At 34.1% G+C, this 14,105-nt stretch carries 11 protein-coding genes; 10 read left to right on the forward strand and 1 reads right to left on the reverse strand.

The genetic code is table 11. From position 1 onward, the window contains the following. Window positions 1–420 precede the first annotated feature (420 nt). The 4 genes from FLV_RS16025 to FLV_RS16040 all read left to right on the forward strand — a co-directional run bounded on the left by FLV_RS16025 (window position 421) and on the right by FLV_RS16040 (window position 4,910). A complete protein-coding gene (locus FLV_RS16025; protein WP_243235218.1) occupies window positions 421–1,386 on the forward strand; it encodes a T9SS C-terminal target domain-containing protein in 966 nt (321 codons plus the stop codon). A gap of 93 nt (window positions 1,387–1,479) precedes the next feature. Then, the gene (locus FLV_RS16030; protein WP_243235219.1) at window positions 1,480–3,342 is read left to right on the forward strand and encodes an ABC-F family ATP-binding cassette domain-containing protein; all 1,863 of its coding nucleotides are present in this window, start codon (window positions 1,480–1,482) and stop codon (window positions 3,340–3,342) included. A gap of 291 nt (window positions 3,343–3,633) precedes the next feature. Next, on the forward strand, window positions 3,634–4,104 hold the full coding sequence (locus FLV_RS16035; protein ID WP_243235220.1) for an FKBP-type peptidyl-prolyl cis-trans isomerase: 471 nt from the start codon (window positions 3,634–3,636) through the stop codon (window positions 4,102–4,104). 26 nt (window positions 4,105–4,130) lie between these two features. Further along, complete coding sequence (locus FLV_RS16040; protein ID WP_243235221.1) at window positions 4,131–4,910, forward strand: O-methyltransferase; 780 nt, start codon at window positions 4,131–4,133, stop codon at window positions 4,908–4,910. Window positions 4,911–4,965: 55 nt separating this feature from the next. Here the strand turns inward: FLV_RS16040 and FLV_RS16045 are convergent, their stop codons facing one another. Next, window positions 4,966–5,622, reverse strand: coding sequence for a DUF6565 domain-containing protein (locus FLV_RS16045; RefSeq protein ID WP_243235222.1), 657 nt, complete (start codon window positions 5,620–5,622; stop codon window positions 4,966–4,968). Window positions 5,623–5,912: 290 nt separating this feature from the next. Here FLV_RS16045 and FLV_RS16050 point away from each other — a divergent pair, with 290 nt between their 5' ends. From FLV_RS16050 to FLV_RS16075, 6 genes are all read left to right on the forward strand, one after another. Beyond that, window positions 5,913–6,599 (forward strand): ABC transporter ATP-binding protein, encoded by a 687-nt coding sequence (locus FLV_RS16050; protein WP_243235223.1) that lies wholly within the window; start codon window positions 5,913–5,915, stop codon window positions 6,597–6,599. A gap of 119 nt (window positions 6,600–6,718) precedes the next feature. Next, window positions 6,719–7,288, forward strand: a complete 570-nt coding sequence (locus tag FLV_RS16055) for a cob(I)yrinic acid a,c-diamide adenosyltransferase (RefSeq protein ID WP_243235224.1) — start codon at window positions 6,719–6,721, stop codon at window positions 7,286–7,288. A gap of 259 nt (window positions 7,289–7,547) precedes the next feature. Further along, window positions 7,548–7,769: a DUF2795 domain-containing protein gene (locus FLV_RS16060; RefSeq protein ID WP_007138072.1), complete on the forward strand. Its 222-nt coding sequence runs from the start codon at window positions 7,548–7,550 to the stop codon at window positions 7,767–7,769. Between the two features lie 86 nt (window positions 7,770–7,855). Further along, window positions 7,856–11,197 carry a preprotein translocase subunit SecA gene (secA, locus tag FLV_RS16065; RefSeq protein WP_243235225.1) on the forward strand — a complete coding sequence of 1,114 codons (3,342 nt, stop codon included), beginning with the start codon at window positions 7,856–7,858 and terminating at the stop codon, window positions 11,195–11,197. A 228-nt stretch (window positions 11,198–11,425) separates the two neighbouring features. After that, the gene (locus FLV_RS16070; protein ID WP_243235226.1) at window positions 11,426–11,803 is read left to right on the forward strand and encodes a hypothetical protein; all 378 of its coding nucleotides are present in this window, start codon (window positions 11,426–11,428) and stop codon (window positions 11,801–11,803) included. Window positions 11,804–11,898: 95 nt separating this feature from the next. Continuing rightward, window positions 11,899–14,058: a TonB-dependent receptor gene (locus FLV_RS16075; RefSeq protein ID WP_243235227.1), complete on the forward strand. Its 2,160-nt coding sequence runs from the start codon at window positions 11,899–11,901 to the stop codon at window positions 14,056–14,058. Window positions 14,059–14,105 lie beyond the last annotated feature (47 nt).

Below are 14,105 nucleotides of genomic sequence, written 5' to 3' on the forward strand. Positions count from 1 at the left end.
AACAGTATTTTTCTCTACAAATTCACTTAATCAATTGCGTTTAAACATAGCTTCGCTTCTCTAACTCCCATTTTAACGAAAATTAGAATTAAATAAATTTTATGCAAATGTATTGACTATTTTTATATTATATAACTAAAAACATCAAAGAACAATGAATAAAACCCATACAAAAATACATTAATCTCATTATCAATCACATATACTCAGGTATAAATTATAGTCATTTTTTCAATTTTAATGAAAAAACAATTTTAACATAATTTAGAAGTGTAAAAAAAACAGTAATCGTTTTTTTAATGTTAATTTTCTGATGTCTTGAAAATGTTTTTCAAACTTAATTTCCTATTAATTTTATAAATTGCAACTAAATTCCCTAAACATAACTTTTAAAATTTTGGTTTATTGTATTTTTCAATCATGAAAGAATATTTATTTTTTTTACTTTTTTTCAGTATTACAACTTACAGCCAAATTTCAGGATGTACTGATCCGTTTTCGAAAAACTACAATTCGAATGCAACTGTAAACGATGGGAGCTGTTTATACAAAACAATCAGCTTAAAGCCAGTTTATTCAAAACCTATAAATGACTCTATCAAAGAAACATCAGGACTCATTTCTTTTAACCATTTATTATGGACACACAATGACGATCATGATAATACCATCTATGGATTAGATACTTTAGGAAAAATCAAAAAAAAAATAACACTAAAAAACATTACAAATCATGATTGGGAAGAAATATCTCAAGACAGTTCTCATCTCTACATTGGTGATTTTGGAAATAATTATGCCGGAAACAGAACTGATTTAAAAATCTTAAAAATCGAAAAAAAATCATTTTTAGAAGAAATCCCTTTTATTGAAACAATTTCTTTTACTTATTCAGATCAGGTCGATTTTTCTCCTAAAAAACCAAACACTACCAATTTTGACTGTGAAGCATTTATTGTTACCAAAGACAGTATTTACCTGTTTACAAAACAATGGAAATTATCAAAAACCAATATCTATACTTTAGCTAACAAACCTGGAAATCATATTGCACAATTAAAAGAAACATTAGACACAAACGGCTTAGTGACAGGTGCCGCTTACTTAGAATCAAAAAAAACAATTGCTCTTTGTGGCTATTCAAAAAAAGGAAAACCTTTCCTGTATCTTTTATACGATTTTAAAAATCATGATTTTCTATCAGGAAACAAACGAAAAATTAACCTTAAGCTTTCTTTCCATCAAATAGAAGGAATCACAACCGAAGATGGCCTGCATTACTATTTGACCAACGAAGCTTTAATTAGAAAACCTATTTTGAATATTCGCCAGCAAATACATTATTTCGATCTAAGTCAAATATTAAATTCCTATCTCCATAATTAATTCGTAAATCGCAATATAATAGCTTACTTTTGCAAAAAGTTGTGTTTTTATAAATATGCATAACTTATTAATTTATAACTCATATTTTACAAAGTGAATTACTTATCTGTAGAAAACATATCGAAGTCATTTGGCGAAAGAACACTTTTTGACAATATATCCTTCGGAATCAATAAAGATCAAAAAATAGCTTTTATTGCTAAAAACGGTTCCGGAAAAACCACCATTATGAGCATCATTAATGGCCTGGACGAACCTGACACCGGGCAAGTCGTTTTGAGAAAAGGGATTCGAATGGCATTTCTTTCACAAGACAACAATTTACAGGACGAGTTAACCATCGAAGAAAGTATTTTTGCTTCTGATAATGAAACTTTGAAAATAATTGAAGCCTACGAAAAAGCGCTGGAAAATCCGGAGGACGAAGAAGCCTATCAAAAAGCTTTTGACGGCATGGATCAACACAACGCCTGGGATTTCGAAACCCAATACAAACAAATCCTATTCAAATTAAAGCTGGAAGATTTTAAACTTAAGGTAAAAAATCTTTCGGGAGGTCAAAAGAAACGTCTTTCTTTAGCCATTATATTAATCAACCGTCCAGATTTATTGATTCTGGATGAACCTACCAACCACTTAGATCTTGAAATGATCGAATGGCTTGAAAGTTATTTTGCCAAAGAAAACATTACGCTCTTCATGGTAACACACGATCGTTTCTTTCTGGAACGTGTTTGTAACGAAATCATTGAACTTGATAACGGAAAATTATACCAATACAAAGGAAATTACTCTTATTATTTAGAGAAAAAAGAAGAGAGAATTACCTCTGAAAATGCAAGTGTTGACAAAGCCAAAAACTTATTTGTAAAAGAATTAGAATGGATGCGCCGCCAGCCAAAAGCGAGAACTACCAAATCTAAATCGCGTCAGGATGATTTTTATGTAATTAAGGAAAAAGCCCAAAGCCGACGCAAGGAAAACAAAGTCGAACTTGAAATTAATATGGAAAGAATGGGAAGCAAAATTATTGAGCTTCATAAACTTTCTAAAAAATTCAAGGACAAAGTTATTCTGGATAATTTTAGTTTTGATTTTCAGCGTGGCGAAAGAATCGGGATTATTGGTAAAAACGGAACCGGAAAATCAACTTTTTTAAATCTGCTTACGGGAACGATCCCGCCAGACAGCGGACGCGTTGTAAAAGGTGACACCATAAAAGTTGGTTATTACACACAATCCGGAATCAATCCGAAACCGGGACAGCGTGTTATCGATATCATTAAAGAATATGGCGAATATATTCCGCTTGCAAAAGGCAGAATAATTTCGGCTTCGCAATTGTTAGAACGCTTTCTTTTTGACGCTAAAAAACAATACGATTATGTCGAAAAGTTAAGCGGTGGCGAACTAAAACGTTTGTATTTATGTACGGTTCTAATTCAGAATCCGAACTTTTTAATTCTGGATGAGCCAACAAACGATTTGGATATTGTGACTCTGAATGTTTTGGAAAGTTTTCTTTTGGATTATCCGGGATGCTTATTAGTTGTTTCGCACGATCGTTACTTTATGGATAAAATCGTGGATCACTTATTTATTTTTAGAGGACAGGGCGAAATTGAAAACTTCCCAGGAAATTATTCTGATTTTAGAGCGTATGAAGACAGTGCCGATGTAGCCCAGAAAGAAGAAAACAAAGCCGAAAAGAAAGATTGGAAACAGAATAACCCAACGGGAAATTTAACTTTTAACGAGCAAAAAGAGTATCAAAAACTGGAAAGAGAAATAAAAGATTTGGAAATTGACAAAACTAAAATCGAACAATTATTCTCTGATGGAAAAGTCGCTGATACCGATATCGAGAAAAAAGCAAATGAACTTCAAAACATCATAAAGAAAATCGATGCAAAAGAAGAACGCTGGTTTGAGCTTTCTGCTAAAATTGAAGGATAGATTTGTTTCACAGCCATTCACAAAGAAATCCCCGAGCTACACAAAGTTTTTTTTTTGTGATTATTTGAGTTTTCTTTGCGAATCTGAATAAAAAATATAATTTTAACCTGTTGGGTGTAATTATTTTTCTGTTCTCGATACAAATTCGAACTGACGAGACGTTGTAACGTCATTTTATATTGCTTTTTTGTAAAAAAATTATTCCTCGAACTGACGAAAAATTATCATCAAAAACGAATTACACCCAACAGGTTAATTTTATAATATATTCAATAAATAAAAAATCCAATAATGAAAAAACTACTAACCGCACTATTGACCTTAACATTATTTATTTCCTGTTCTAGCTCTGATTACGAACCAACAAATATCCCTCCTAAGGATTACAGTGCTGAAAATGAAACAGAAATCACAGATTATCTGTCCAAAAATAATTTAACAGCACAAAAAACAAGTACGGGCTTACATTATATTATTACAGAAGAAGGAACTGGTAAACAACCTACATTACAATCAAATGTGACTTTTACCTACAAAGGCTCTCTAACTGACGGAACTGTTTTTGACCGCAGTACTTCTGAAGTAACATTTCCTTTAAGCCGATTAATATTGGGCTGGCAGCAAGGCTTACCTCATTTTAAAGAAGGCGGAAGCGGTATTTTATTTATCCCTGCACATTTGGGTTATGGCAGCGTTGATCTTCAGAATATTCCCGGCGGTTCTGTTTTAATTTTTGAAATTAAACTGATTACAGTAAATTAATTTATCTGAAAACGGAATATTACAAAATGCTGTTTCAAATAAAATCTTATCTAACATTTCTTTGGTATTCTAAAAACGAACATGCGGTTCATTCGCCGTTTGTTTTTAGTTTATTAACGAAATGTTTTTACGATAAAAAATCAAAACCCGAATATTCGACTCTAAACAACTATCGAAATTCGCTTTTAGAAAATAAAAAATTTATTGAAGTAACTGATTTTGGAGCGGGTTCGAGAGTTTTTAAATCAAACAGACGACAGATTTCTAAAATTGCAAAAACTGCCGGAATTTCAAAAAAACGAGCCGAATTATTATTTAGAGTTTCCAATTATTTTCAGCCAAAAAACATTCTTGAAATCGGAACTTCATTAGGCCTGGCCTCCTCAGCACTTGCTTTAGGAAATCCTACAGCAAAAATCATCACCTTAGAAGGATGTCCGGAAACAGCAAATCAATGTCAAATTCAATTTCAAAAATTCAATTTCAAAAATATTGAAAATGTAATTTCAGAATTTGAACTGTATCTGAACAACCTGAAACCTGAAACTTTAAACTTTGACCTTATTTATTTCGACGGAAATCATTCAAAAAAAGCAACTTTAGCTTATTTTGAGCGTTTATTACCAACAATAAATAATGATTCTGTATGGATTTTTGATGATATTCATTGGTCAGAAGATATGGAAAAAACCTGGGGAATAATTAAATCCCATCCAAAAGTAAAAGTTACAATAGATACTTTTCAATGGGGTTTTGTATTTTTTAGATACGAACAGCCAAAAGAACATTTTGTAATCCGGATATAAAAAAATGACAACCATTACTGATTGTCATTTTCAAAACTAAATAAACCTAAATAACCTATTTTTTAGCTTCTTTGTTTTCTTCAGATTTAGCACCTATTCTATTTACAGTGTACATTGGTGCAAATTTGATTTTCAAACCAGCAATTTTTCTGTTATCTTCTGATGATAGTCCTTCTTTTTCTACCGTATTTTTACGACTATCAAGTGCTTCATACATCAATTTAATTTCATCCCAGTCTTCGCGGGAATAACTGTCTTTATTATTTTCTACAGTATGTACAAATTGTTGGTAGACACTATGAATATTTTGGGCATTTACCCAGGCAAAACTCATATCGTCACCAATTTTCCCCTCGCCAAACAGTGTATTACGCAATTGTTGTTTTGGACTTACAGGCGGAGCAAGAACAGCTGCAATACTATTTTTAAATTCTTCATATTTAACTTTACTTGTATTTATTCTTTCGGTTTCGGCTGCATTATCCTTAAGATCTGCAAGAGCCAACTTTGCATTTTCAGCTCTTCTGCCATATTCAGCCTCAACAGCTGCCCAATCTGCTTTTAAGTCGTCTGCCGCGACATTTTTAACTGAATCCACATAAGTGACATAGGAATCAATTGTTTTTTTTGCTTGTTCTTGTTTTTCGTCTTTACATGATGTAAATCCCAATGCAATTAACACAATCCCTGATAAAATTTGTATGTTTTTCATAATCTTGATTTTAAATTAATAGATATTCAAATGTACTTAATCCTCAACCCGATACATTACATTATTATCATGTTTTAAAAATTAAAAACATTTTAAAAATATAAAACATGCAGAATAATGATAATTATGTAAATTTCAAGAAAAAAGATATACCATTTTTCTGTTTCAAATGCAAACCCTAATTGATCCTTGATTTATAAAAAGCCTTTGTAACAAAATCCGATTCTTAACTACTTATACTTTTTATTGAAAAGTGTTTTGTACTTTTAAATCCAAAATTGTAACACGAAATGGCAAATCCATTAATTAAAATAACTGACATAAAACGAAATTTTGTTTTAGGTAATGAAATTGTTTATGTTTTAAAAGGAATAAATTTAGAAATTAACAAAGGGGAATATGTCGCTTTAATGGGGCCATCCGGATCCGGAAAATCAACTTTAATGAATTTATTAGGCTGTTTAGACACTCCTACTTCCGGGCATTATGTTTTAAACGGAAAAGATGTCAGCCAAATGAAGGATGATGAATTGGCCGGAATTCGCAATACTGAAATTGGTTTTGTGTTTCAAACTTTTAACCTTCTTCCAAGAACCACAGCTTTAGACAATGTAGCCTTGCCAATGATTTATGCCGGACATCCTAAATCAGAACGAATCGTTCGTGCAACTGAAGTTTTAAAACAAGTAAATCTTGCTGACAGAATGGACCACCAGCCTAATCAGCTTTCCGGAGGACAACGCCAGCGTGTTGCCATTGCACGTGCTTTGGTCAACAAACCATCAATTATTTTGGCAGATGAACCTACAGGAAACTTAGATAGTAAAACTTCTGTAGAAATCATGAAGCTTTTCGGAGATATTCATGCGCAAGGAAACACTGTTATTCTAGTTACTCACGAAGAAGATATCGCTGCTTATGCACATAGAGTTATTCGTTTAAGAGACGGATTAATTGAAAGTGACACAACGAAATAGTTTAATCGTTTATTTGGTTAATTGTTTAATCGGAATGAAACGTTTAATTGGTTATTGGGTTAATCGGAAACAGAAAAACTTAGACACTTAGCACCTCAGAACCTTAGCATCTTAAAAAAATGAAAGTATATACCAAAACAGGAGATAAAGGGACAACGGCTCTTTTTGGAGGCATGCGCGTTTCTAAAGATCACATACGAATTGACAGTTATGGAACTGTTGATGAACTGAATTCATATATAGGTCTCATCCGCGATCAGGAAATTGATTCGCATTATAAAACTATTTTAATCGAAATTCAGGATCGTCTTTTTACTGTTGGTGCCATTTTGGCAACGCCACAAGAAAAAGAAGTTTTAAAAAACGGCGAACTTCGATTAAAAAAACTCGGAATAATTGATACTGATATCAAATTATTAGAAAATGAAATAGATAAAATGGAAGAAAGTCTTCCGCAAATGACTCATTTTGTTTTACCGGGTGGTCACCCAACTGTGTCACATTGTCATATTGCTCGTTGTATTTGTCGTCGTGCAGAGCGTCTGACAGTACATTTAAGCCATAACGAACACGTTCCTGAAATCGCAATTATGTATTTAAACCGACTTTCTGACTACCTTTTTGTCTTGGCACGGAAGTTGTCGTCTGACTTAAAAGCGGAGGAAGTGAAATGGATTCCGAGGAAATAAATTTTCTAGAAATTCCATTTTTTTTTAAATCCCAAATTCCAAAGAAAAATTAAACTCTTTCGAGTTTTAAATAATAAAAAACGTTCCAATTTTGGAATTTAGAATTTAAAAAATTGGCTTTTTACTCCTTTTTTTGGAATTTGGAATTTAAAAAATTGGAATTTAAAGAGAACGTTCTTAAATTTTATTAAAATAAATCAAAATTTACTTGTCTTTTTCAGTAAAAAATTTATTTTTGCACAAACTAAACAGATAACAGATGTATTGGACATTAGAATTAGCATCTTATTTAAGTGATGCGCCATGGCCTGCTAACAAAGATGAACTTATTGACTACGCTATTAGAGCTGGTGCTCCATTAGAAGTAGTAGAAAACCTTCAGTCTATCGAAGATGAAGGCGAGATATATGAATCAATGGAAGAAATTTGGCCTGATTATCCAACAGACGAAGATTATCTTTGGAATGAGGATGAATATTAAAAAATAAACCAAAGGAAAAAGTCTCATCACAGAGACTTTTTTTTTGGTTCAAATACATATATATAATAAAGAAATACAAATAAATCATGAGTTTCATAAACAGTATTATTAAAGTCTTTGTGGGTGATAAATCACAGAAAGATGTCAAAGCTTTACAACCTTATTTAAACAAAATTAAAACATTCGAAACCAGCCTAATGAGTTTGTCTAACGACGAATTAAGAGGCAGAACCGTATATTTTAAAGACAGAATAAAAGAAGCCAGAGCTGATAAAGATGCTAAAATTGCTTCGCTTAAAGCAGAAGTAGAAAACATTGAAGACATCGACAAAAGAGAAGATCTTTATGATGCTATTGACGCTCTTGAAAAAGAAGCATACGAAATTTCAGAAAAAACTTTATTGGAAATTCTTCCGGAAGCATTTTCTGTAGTAAAAGAAACGGCACGCCGTTTCAAAGAAAACTCTCATATCGAAGTTACGGCAACCCCAAGAGACCGAGAATTTTCAGCAACTAAACCGTATATTACTATTGATGGCGAAAAATCTATCTGGGCTAACAAATGGAATGCTGCCGGAAAAGACATCACCTGGGATATGATTCACTACGATGTTCAGTTAATTGGAGGAATGGTTTTGCATGAAGGAAAAGTTGCCGAAATGCAAACAGGTGAAGGTAAAACATTAGTAGCAACTCTTCCACTTTACCTAAACGCTTTGACAGGAAACGGAGTTCACTTAGTAACGGTGAATGACTACCTTGCTAAGCGTGATAGCACATGGAAAGCACCTTTATTCGAATTTCACGGTTTAACTGTTGATTGTATCGATAATCACCAGCCAAGTACCGAACAAAGAAAAAAAGCATACGATGCTGATATCACTTACGGAACCAATAACGAATTTGGTTTTGACTACTTAAGAGATAACATGGCACATTCGCCAAGCGATTTAGTTCAAAGAAAACACAATTATGCTATTGTCGATGAGGTCGATTCTGTATTAATTGACGATGCAAGAACCCCTTTGATTATTTCAGGACCGGTTCCGCAAGGGGATCGTCATGAATTTAATGAGTTGAAACCAAAAATCGAAAACTTAGTAGCGCAGCAACGTCAGTTAGCAAATGGTTTCTTAGCTGAAGCTAAAAAATTAATTAAAGAAGGAAATACTAAAGAAGGAGGCTTCTTATTGCTAAGAGCTTACAGAAGTTTACCTAAAAACAAAGCATTAATTAAATTTTTGAGTGAAGAAGGAATCAAACAATTGCTTCAAAAAACTGAAAATCAATACATGCAGGACAACAATCGCGAAATGCATAAAGTGGATGAAGCTTTGTATTTTGTAATTGAAGAAAAAAACAATCAGGTTGAATTGACGGACAACGGTATCCAATACCTTTCTGGAGATACAGATGCTGATTTTTTCGTACTTCCGGACATTGGAACTGAAATCGCTGCTATCGAAAAACAAAAACTGGATAAAGACGGTGAAGCGGAAGCTAAAGAAAGATTATTCCAGGATTTCGGAGTAAAAAGCGAACGTATTCACACTTTAACTCAGCTTTTAAAAGCGTATGCTCTTTTTGAAAAAGATGTAGAATACGTGATCATGGACAACAAAATTATGATTGTCGATGAGCAAACAGGTCGTATCATGGATGGTCGTCGTTATTCTGACGGTTTACACCAGGCGATCGAAGCTAAAGAAAACGTAAAAATCGAAGCTGCAACTCAAACTTTTGCAACCGTTACATTACAGAATTATTTCAGAATGTACAGCAAACTAGGAGGTATGACCGGTACGGCTGTAACAGAAGCCGGAGAATTATGGCAGATTTATAAATTAGACGTTGTTGAAATTCCAACAAACCGTGGAATTGCAAGACAAGACAAAGAAGATTATATCTACAAAACAACCCGTGAGAAATTCAACGCTGTTATTGAAGATGTAACGCAACTTTCACAAGCAGGAAGACCAGTTTTGATTGGTACAACTTCTGTTGAAATTTCAGAATTATTAAGCCGAATGTTGAAAATGAGAGGTGTAACTCACAACGTTTTGAATGCTAAAATGCACAAACAAGAAGCACAAATTGTTGAAGAAGCAGGTAAAGCCGGAGTAGTAACTATCGCAACAAACATGGCTGGTCGTGGTACCGATATTAAATTAACTCCAGAAGTAAAAGCTGCCGGAGGTTTAGCCATCGTGGGTACAGAACGTCATGATTCCCGTCGTGTTGACAGACAGTTACGTGGTCGTGCAGGACGTCAGGGAGATCCGGGAAGTTCTCAGTTTTATGTTTCGCTTGAAGATAACCTAATGCGTTTATTTGGTTCTGAAAGAGTAGCCAAAGTAATGGACAGAATGGGATTACAGGAAGGTGAAGTTATTCAGCACTCAATGATGACTAAATCTATTGAGCGTGCTCAGAAAAAAGTAGAAGAAAACAACTTTGGTGTTCGTAAACGTTTATTAGAATATGATGACGTAATGAATTCTCAGCGAGAAGTAGTTTACAAACGCCGCCGTCATGCTTTATTTGGTGAGCGTTTGAAACTGGATATCGCGAATATGCTTTATGATACCTGCGAATTAATCGTAAGCAGCAATAAAGTAGCGAACGATTTCAAAACTTTCGAATTTGATTTGATTCGTTATTTCGGAATCACTTCTCCAATTTCTGAAGCTGATTTTACAAAATTATCTGACATCGAAGTTACAGGAAAAGTTTACAAAGAAGCTTTGGCTTTTTACACTGAAAAAACAGAAAGAAGCGCCAGAGAAGCTTTTCCAATCATCAAAGGAGTTTACGAAGAGCCTAACAATCATTTTGAAAGAATCGTAGTTCCATTTACAGACGGAATCAAAACTTTGAATGTGGTTACTGATTTAAAAACAGCTTATGACAGCGAAGGTGCTCAGTTAATTGCTGATTTCGAGAAAAACATCACACTTTCTATTGTTGATGAAGCATGGAAAAAACATTTACGTAAAATGGACGAATTGAAACAATCAGTTCAATTAGCCGTTCACGAACAAAAAGATCCGTTGCTTATCTACAAATTAGAAGCCTTTAACTTGTTTAGAGGAATGCTGGACAACGTAAACAAAGAAGTTATTTCATTCTTATTTAAAGGTGACTTACCGGCTCAAAACGTTCCTGAAATTCACGAAGCTAGAGAAGTTCGTCAAAAAGAAAATTTACAATTAAGCAAAGACGAAATTCCAAATAGTGAAAACATTAACCGTGAAGCCGGAGAAACACAACAACGCCAGGTTACAGAAACCATTGTAAGAGATATGCCAAAAATCAATCGTAATGATACCGTAACGGTTCAGGAAGTTGCAACTGGCAAAACTGAAGAAATGAAATTCAAAAAAGCTGAAACGCTTTTAGCTTCAGGAGCTTGGGTTTTGGTTAAATAATATCTTTTTAGTATCCAGTCGCAGTTTTCTGACTAATACTTAAATTACATATCAACCCCGACAGGTTTTAAAAACCTGTCGGGGTTGTCTATTTAAAAAAGTTTCCAGTTTCCGTACTGCGACTAAAAACTGAGACTAAAAAAGACTTTTTTATACAAAATGACAAAAATCATTCTTTCAAATAATATTTAAACTGTATTTTTGCTTCCGAAAACAACGAAACACATTTTGAAACGACTTTTCGTCATATTTCTTTCCTGCATGCTATTAGTTCCTTCTTTTGGCAGTTTCTTTGTTTATACCTCTTTCAAATTAAATCAGGAAGAGATCTCAAAAACCATCTGTGTACAGCGAAAAATGGTTTTTAACAGTTGTAACGGTCGTTGTGAACTTCAAAAAAGTCTCAAGAAATATGCCGACAACGAAAAAAAGATGCAAAACAACCTGAAAGAAAAAGTCGAAGTTGTTTACATTCAAAATTCACCTACAGCTAATTTCAAATTAGTTACACCTATCGTATCAGCAGCAAAACTTTTTGCTTCTGGTGATGCAAAACCGATTTCGGTTTCCAATAGTACTTTTCACCCTCCATCCTATTTTATATAAGTTTTAGTACACTTTTCAATTCAAAACTGAAAAGATTTTTCTTGTCTCGATGTCAGGAAAATAACATGCTACTTTTAAAATTTATATAATTTAAAATGAAAAAAATATACTTTACCCTATTCATCATAGGGCAATGTGTCTTTGCACAAAACAAAACTGAGCAGGACACAGTAAAATCTCAGGAGTTAGAAAATGTTTTTATAACTGCCAATCGTACCGCAACTTTACGCAAAGAAACTCCGGTTGCCATTAGCAAATTAACTGCTAAAACCATTAACGAAACCAAGGCAACAGCAGTTTACGAAATCATAAACAAAACACCCGGAGTTCTAATGGTCAATTTAGGAAACGAACAGCACTCCATGTCGATTCGTCAGCCTATGACAACCAATGCTTACTATTTATATCTGGAAGACGGACTGCCGATTCGCCCCATGGGAATCTTCAATCACAATGCTTTATTAGAGATCAATCAATTTAATCTGCAAAGTATTGAAGTTGTAAAAGGTCCGGTTTCATCTTTATACGGACCAGAAGCTGTGGGCGGAACTATCAATTTAATTTCGATAAAACCACCTGTTGACCCTGAGTTTAAATTTGGAATTCAGGCTGATAACTATGGCTACAGAAGAATTCAGGCGGCCGGTGGTGCAATAATTGGAAAAATTGGTTTTCACATTGCCGGAATATCCAGTTTACAGGAAAACGGCTGGATGACCTATTCTGATTACAATAAAGACAATCTGAATGCGAGAATAGATTACAACATTTCACCTTCTACCCGATTGATCAGCAATACCATGTACGGAAAATATTATTCTGACATGAGCGGAAGCGTCAACGAAGAAGCCTTTAACAACAGAACCTATAAAAGCACAACCGATTTTACTTATAGAAAATCAGACGCTTTGAGAACACGTTTAACTCTTGAACATGACTGGAACAGTAATTCAAGCAGTTACATTACAGGATATCTGCGTGATAATAAATTAGGACAAAATCCTTCCTACGGAATAAAATGGAGCCCGACAGTAAATCCTACAACCGCAAAAGGCGAAGTAAATTCGAATAACTTTAAAAGTTACGGAGCGATTGGTCAGCATACTCAAAAATTCGAATTCTTAAATACTAAGCTGGTTGCCGGAGCACTATATGATTATTCTCCAGTAACCTACTGGTCTTATGTAATCGATTTGAAAGCGAATCTAAATCCGGGAGAAGCAGGAAAACAAACCGTAGATTCTTATGAAATTATTGCAGAACGTCCGGACTCAAAATTAGCAGATTATGCTGCTGATATTTTCAATACAGCCGGTTACGCACAATTGAGTTTTAATCCGATTGAAAAACTAGTCATTACTTTAGGCGGTCGTTATGACAACATGAAAATAGATTATGAAAATTCCCTGGACAATTCTACCGGAAATAAAGTTTATGACAAAATGACTTTTAAAGCCGGAGCCAATTACAATCCGTTTGAATTTGCAGGCTTTTACGGTAACTATTCGCAGGGTTTTGCACCTCCGGGAATTACTTCGATTTTCAGAGCTAAACCGGGAACTGGAGGTTCAACAGGGATTCCTGCCGAGTTTTATTATAATTTAAAACCAGCAGATTTCGATAATTTTGAAATTGGCGGATGGCTTTCCTTCTTTCAAAATAAATTAAATTTTGACTATGCCTTCTATTACATGGAAGGAGAAAATGAATTATTAAGTATCAAACTGGCAGATAACTCAACAGATTATCGTTCTGCGGGAGAAACACGTCATAAAGGAATTGAGTTTGGTGCTTCCTACCGACCTTCAAAACAATTGAACATACGTCTTGGAGGAACTTACGCACAACATACCTATATCGATTTTAAACTTTCAGACAAGCCATCAGATCCGATACAGAATTTAAACGGAAAAGAAATGCCGGCTGCACCAAGATGGTCTGGAAATTCAGAGGTAAGTTATTATCCAAACTGGCTTCCTAATTTAAGAACTTCTGTCGAGTGGCAGCTAGTAGGCAGTTATTATCAGGATCAGATTAATACTGTAAAATATGGTGGTTATAATTTATTCAATGCCAGAATTGGTTACCATTGGAAAAGCATTGAAGTTTACGGAAATGTAATGAATCTAACCGATAAATTATATGCGTATAATGTTTCGAGAACGAATATCGCAAACGCCCAGCCAACCTACACTGCAGCAGCGCCCAGAACTTTTGTTTTCGGAATACAATATAATTTATCATTAAAAAAATAAGTATCAGGAGCTAATCCCGCTCTACGCTATATCTTTTGTGGCGAACC

This window comes from Flavobacterium pectinovorum (assembly GCF_022802975.1).
Taxonomy (GTDB): Bacteria; Bacteroidota; Bacteroidia; order Flavobacteriales; family Flavobacteriaceae; genus Flavobacterium; species Flavobacterium pectinovorum_B.

Excerpts from the sequence above, each read along its gene's own strand:
- FLV_RS16025 (WP_243235218.1), top strand. The coding sequence starts at position 421 with ATGAAAGAATATTTATTTTTTTTACTTTTTTTCAGTATTACAACTTAC.
- FLV_RS16035 (WP_243235220.1), top strand. The coding sequence starts at position 3,634 with ATGAAAAAACTACTAACCGCACTATTGACCTTAACATTATTTATTTCC.
- FLV_RS16040 (WP_243235221.1), top strand. The coding sequence starts at position 4,131 with ATGCTGTTTCAAATAAAATCTTATCTAACATTTCTTTGGTATTCTAAA.
- FLV_RS16045 (WP_243235222.1), bottom strand. The coding sequence starts at position 5,622 with ATGAAAAACATACAAATTTTATCAGGGATTGTGTTAATTGCATTGGGA.
- FLV_RS16050 (WP_243235223.1), top strand. The coding sequence starts at position 5,913 with ATGGCAAATCCATTAATTAAAATAACTGACATAAAACGAAATTTTGTT.
- FLV_RS16055 (WP_243235224.1), top strand. The coding sequence starts at position 6,719 with ATGAAAGTATATACCAAAACAGGAGATAAAGGGACAACGGCTCTTTTT.
- FLV_RS16060 (WP_007138072.1), top strand. The coding sequence starts at position 7,548 with ATGTATTGGACATTAGAATTAGCATCTTATTTAAGTGATGCGCCATGG.
- secA (WP_243235225.1), top strand. The coding sequence starts at position 7,856 with ATGAGTTTCATAAACAGTATTATTAAAGTCTTTGTGGGTGATAAATCA.
- FLV_RS16075 (WP_243235227.1), top strand. The coding sequence starts at position 11,899 with ATGAAAAAAATATACTTTACCCTATTCATCATAGGGCAATGTGTCTTT.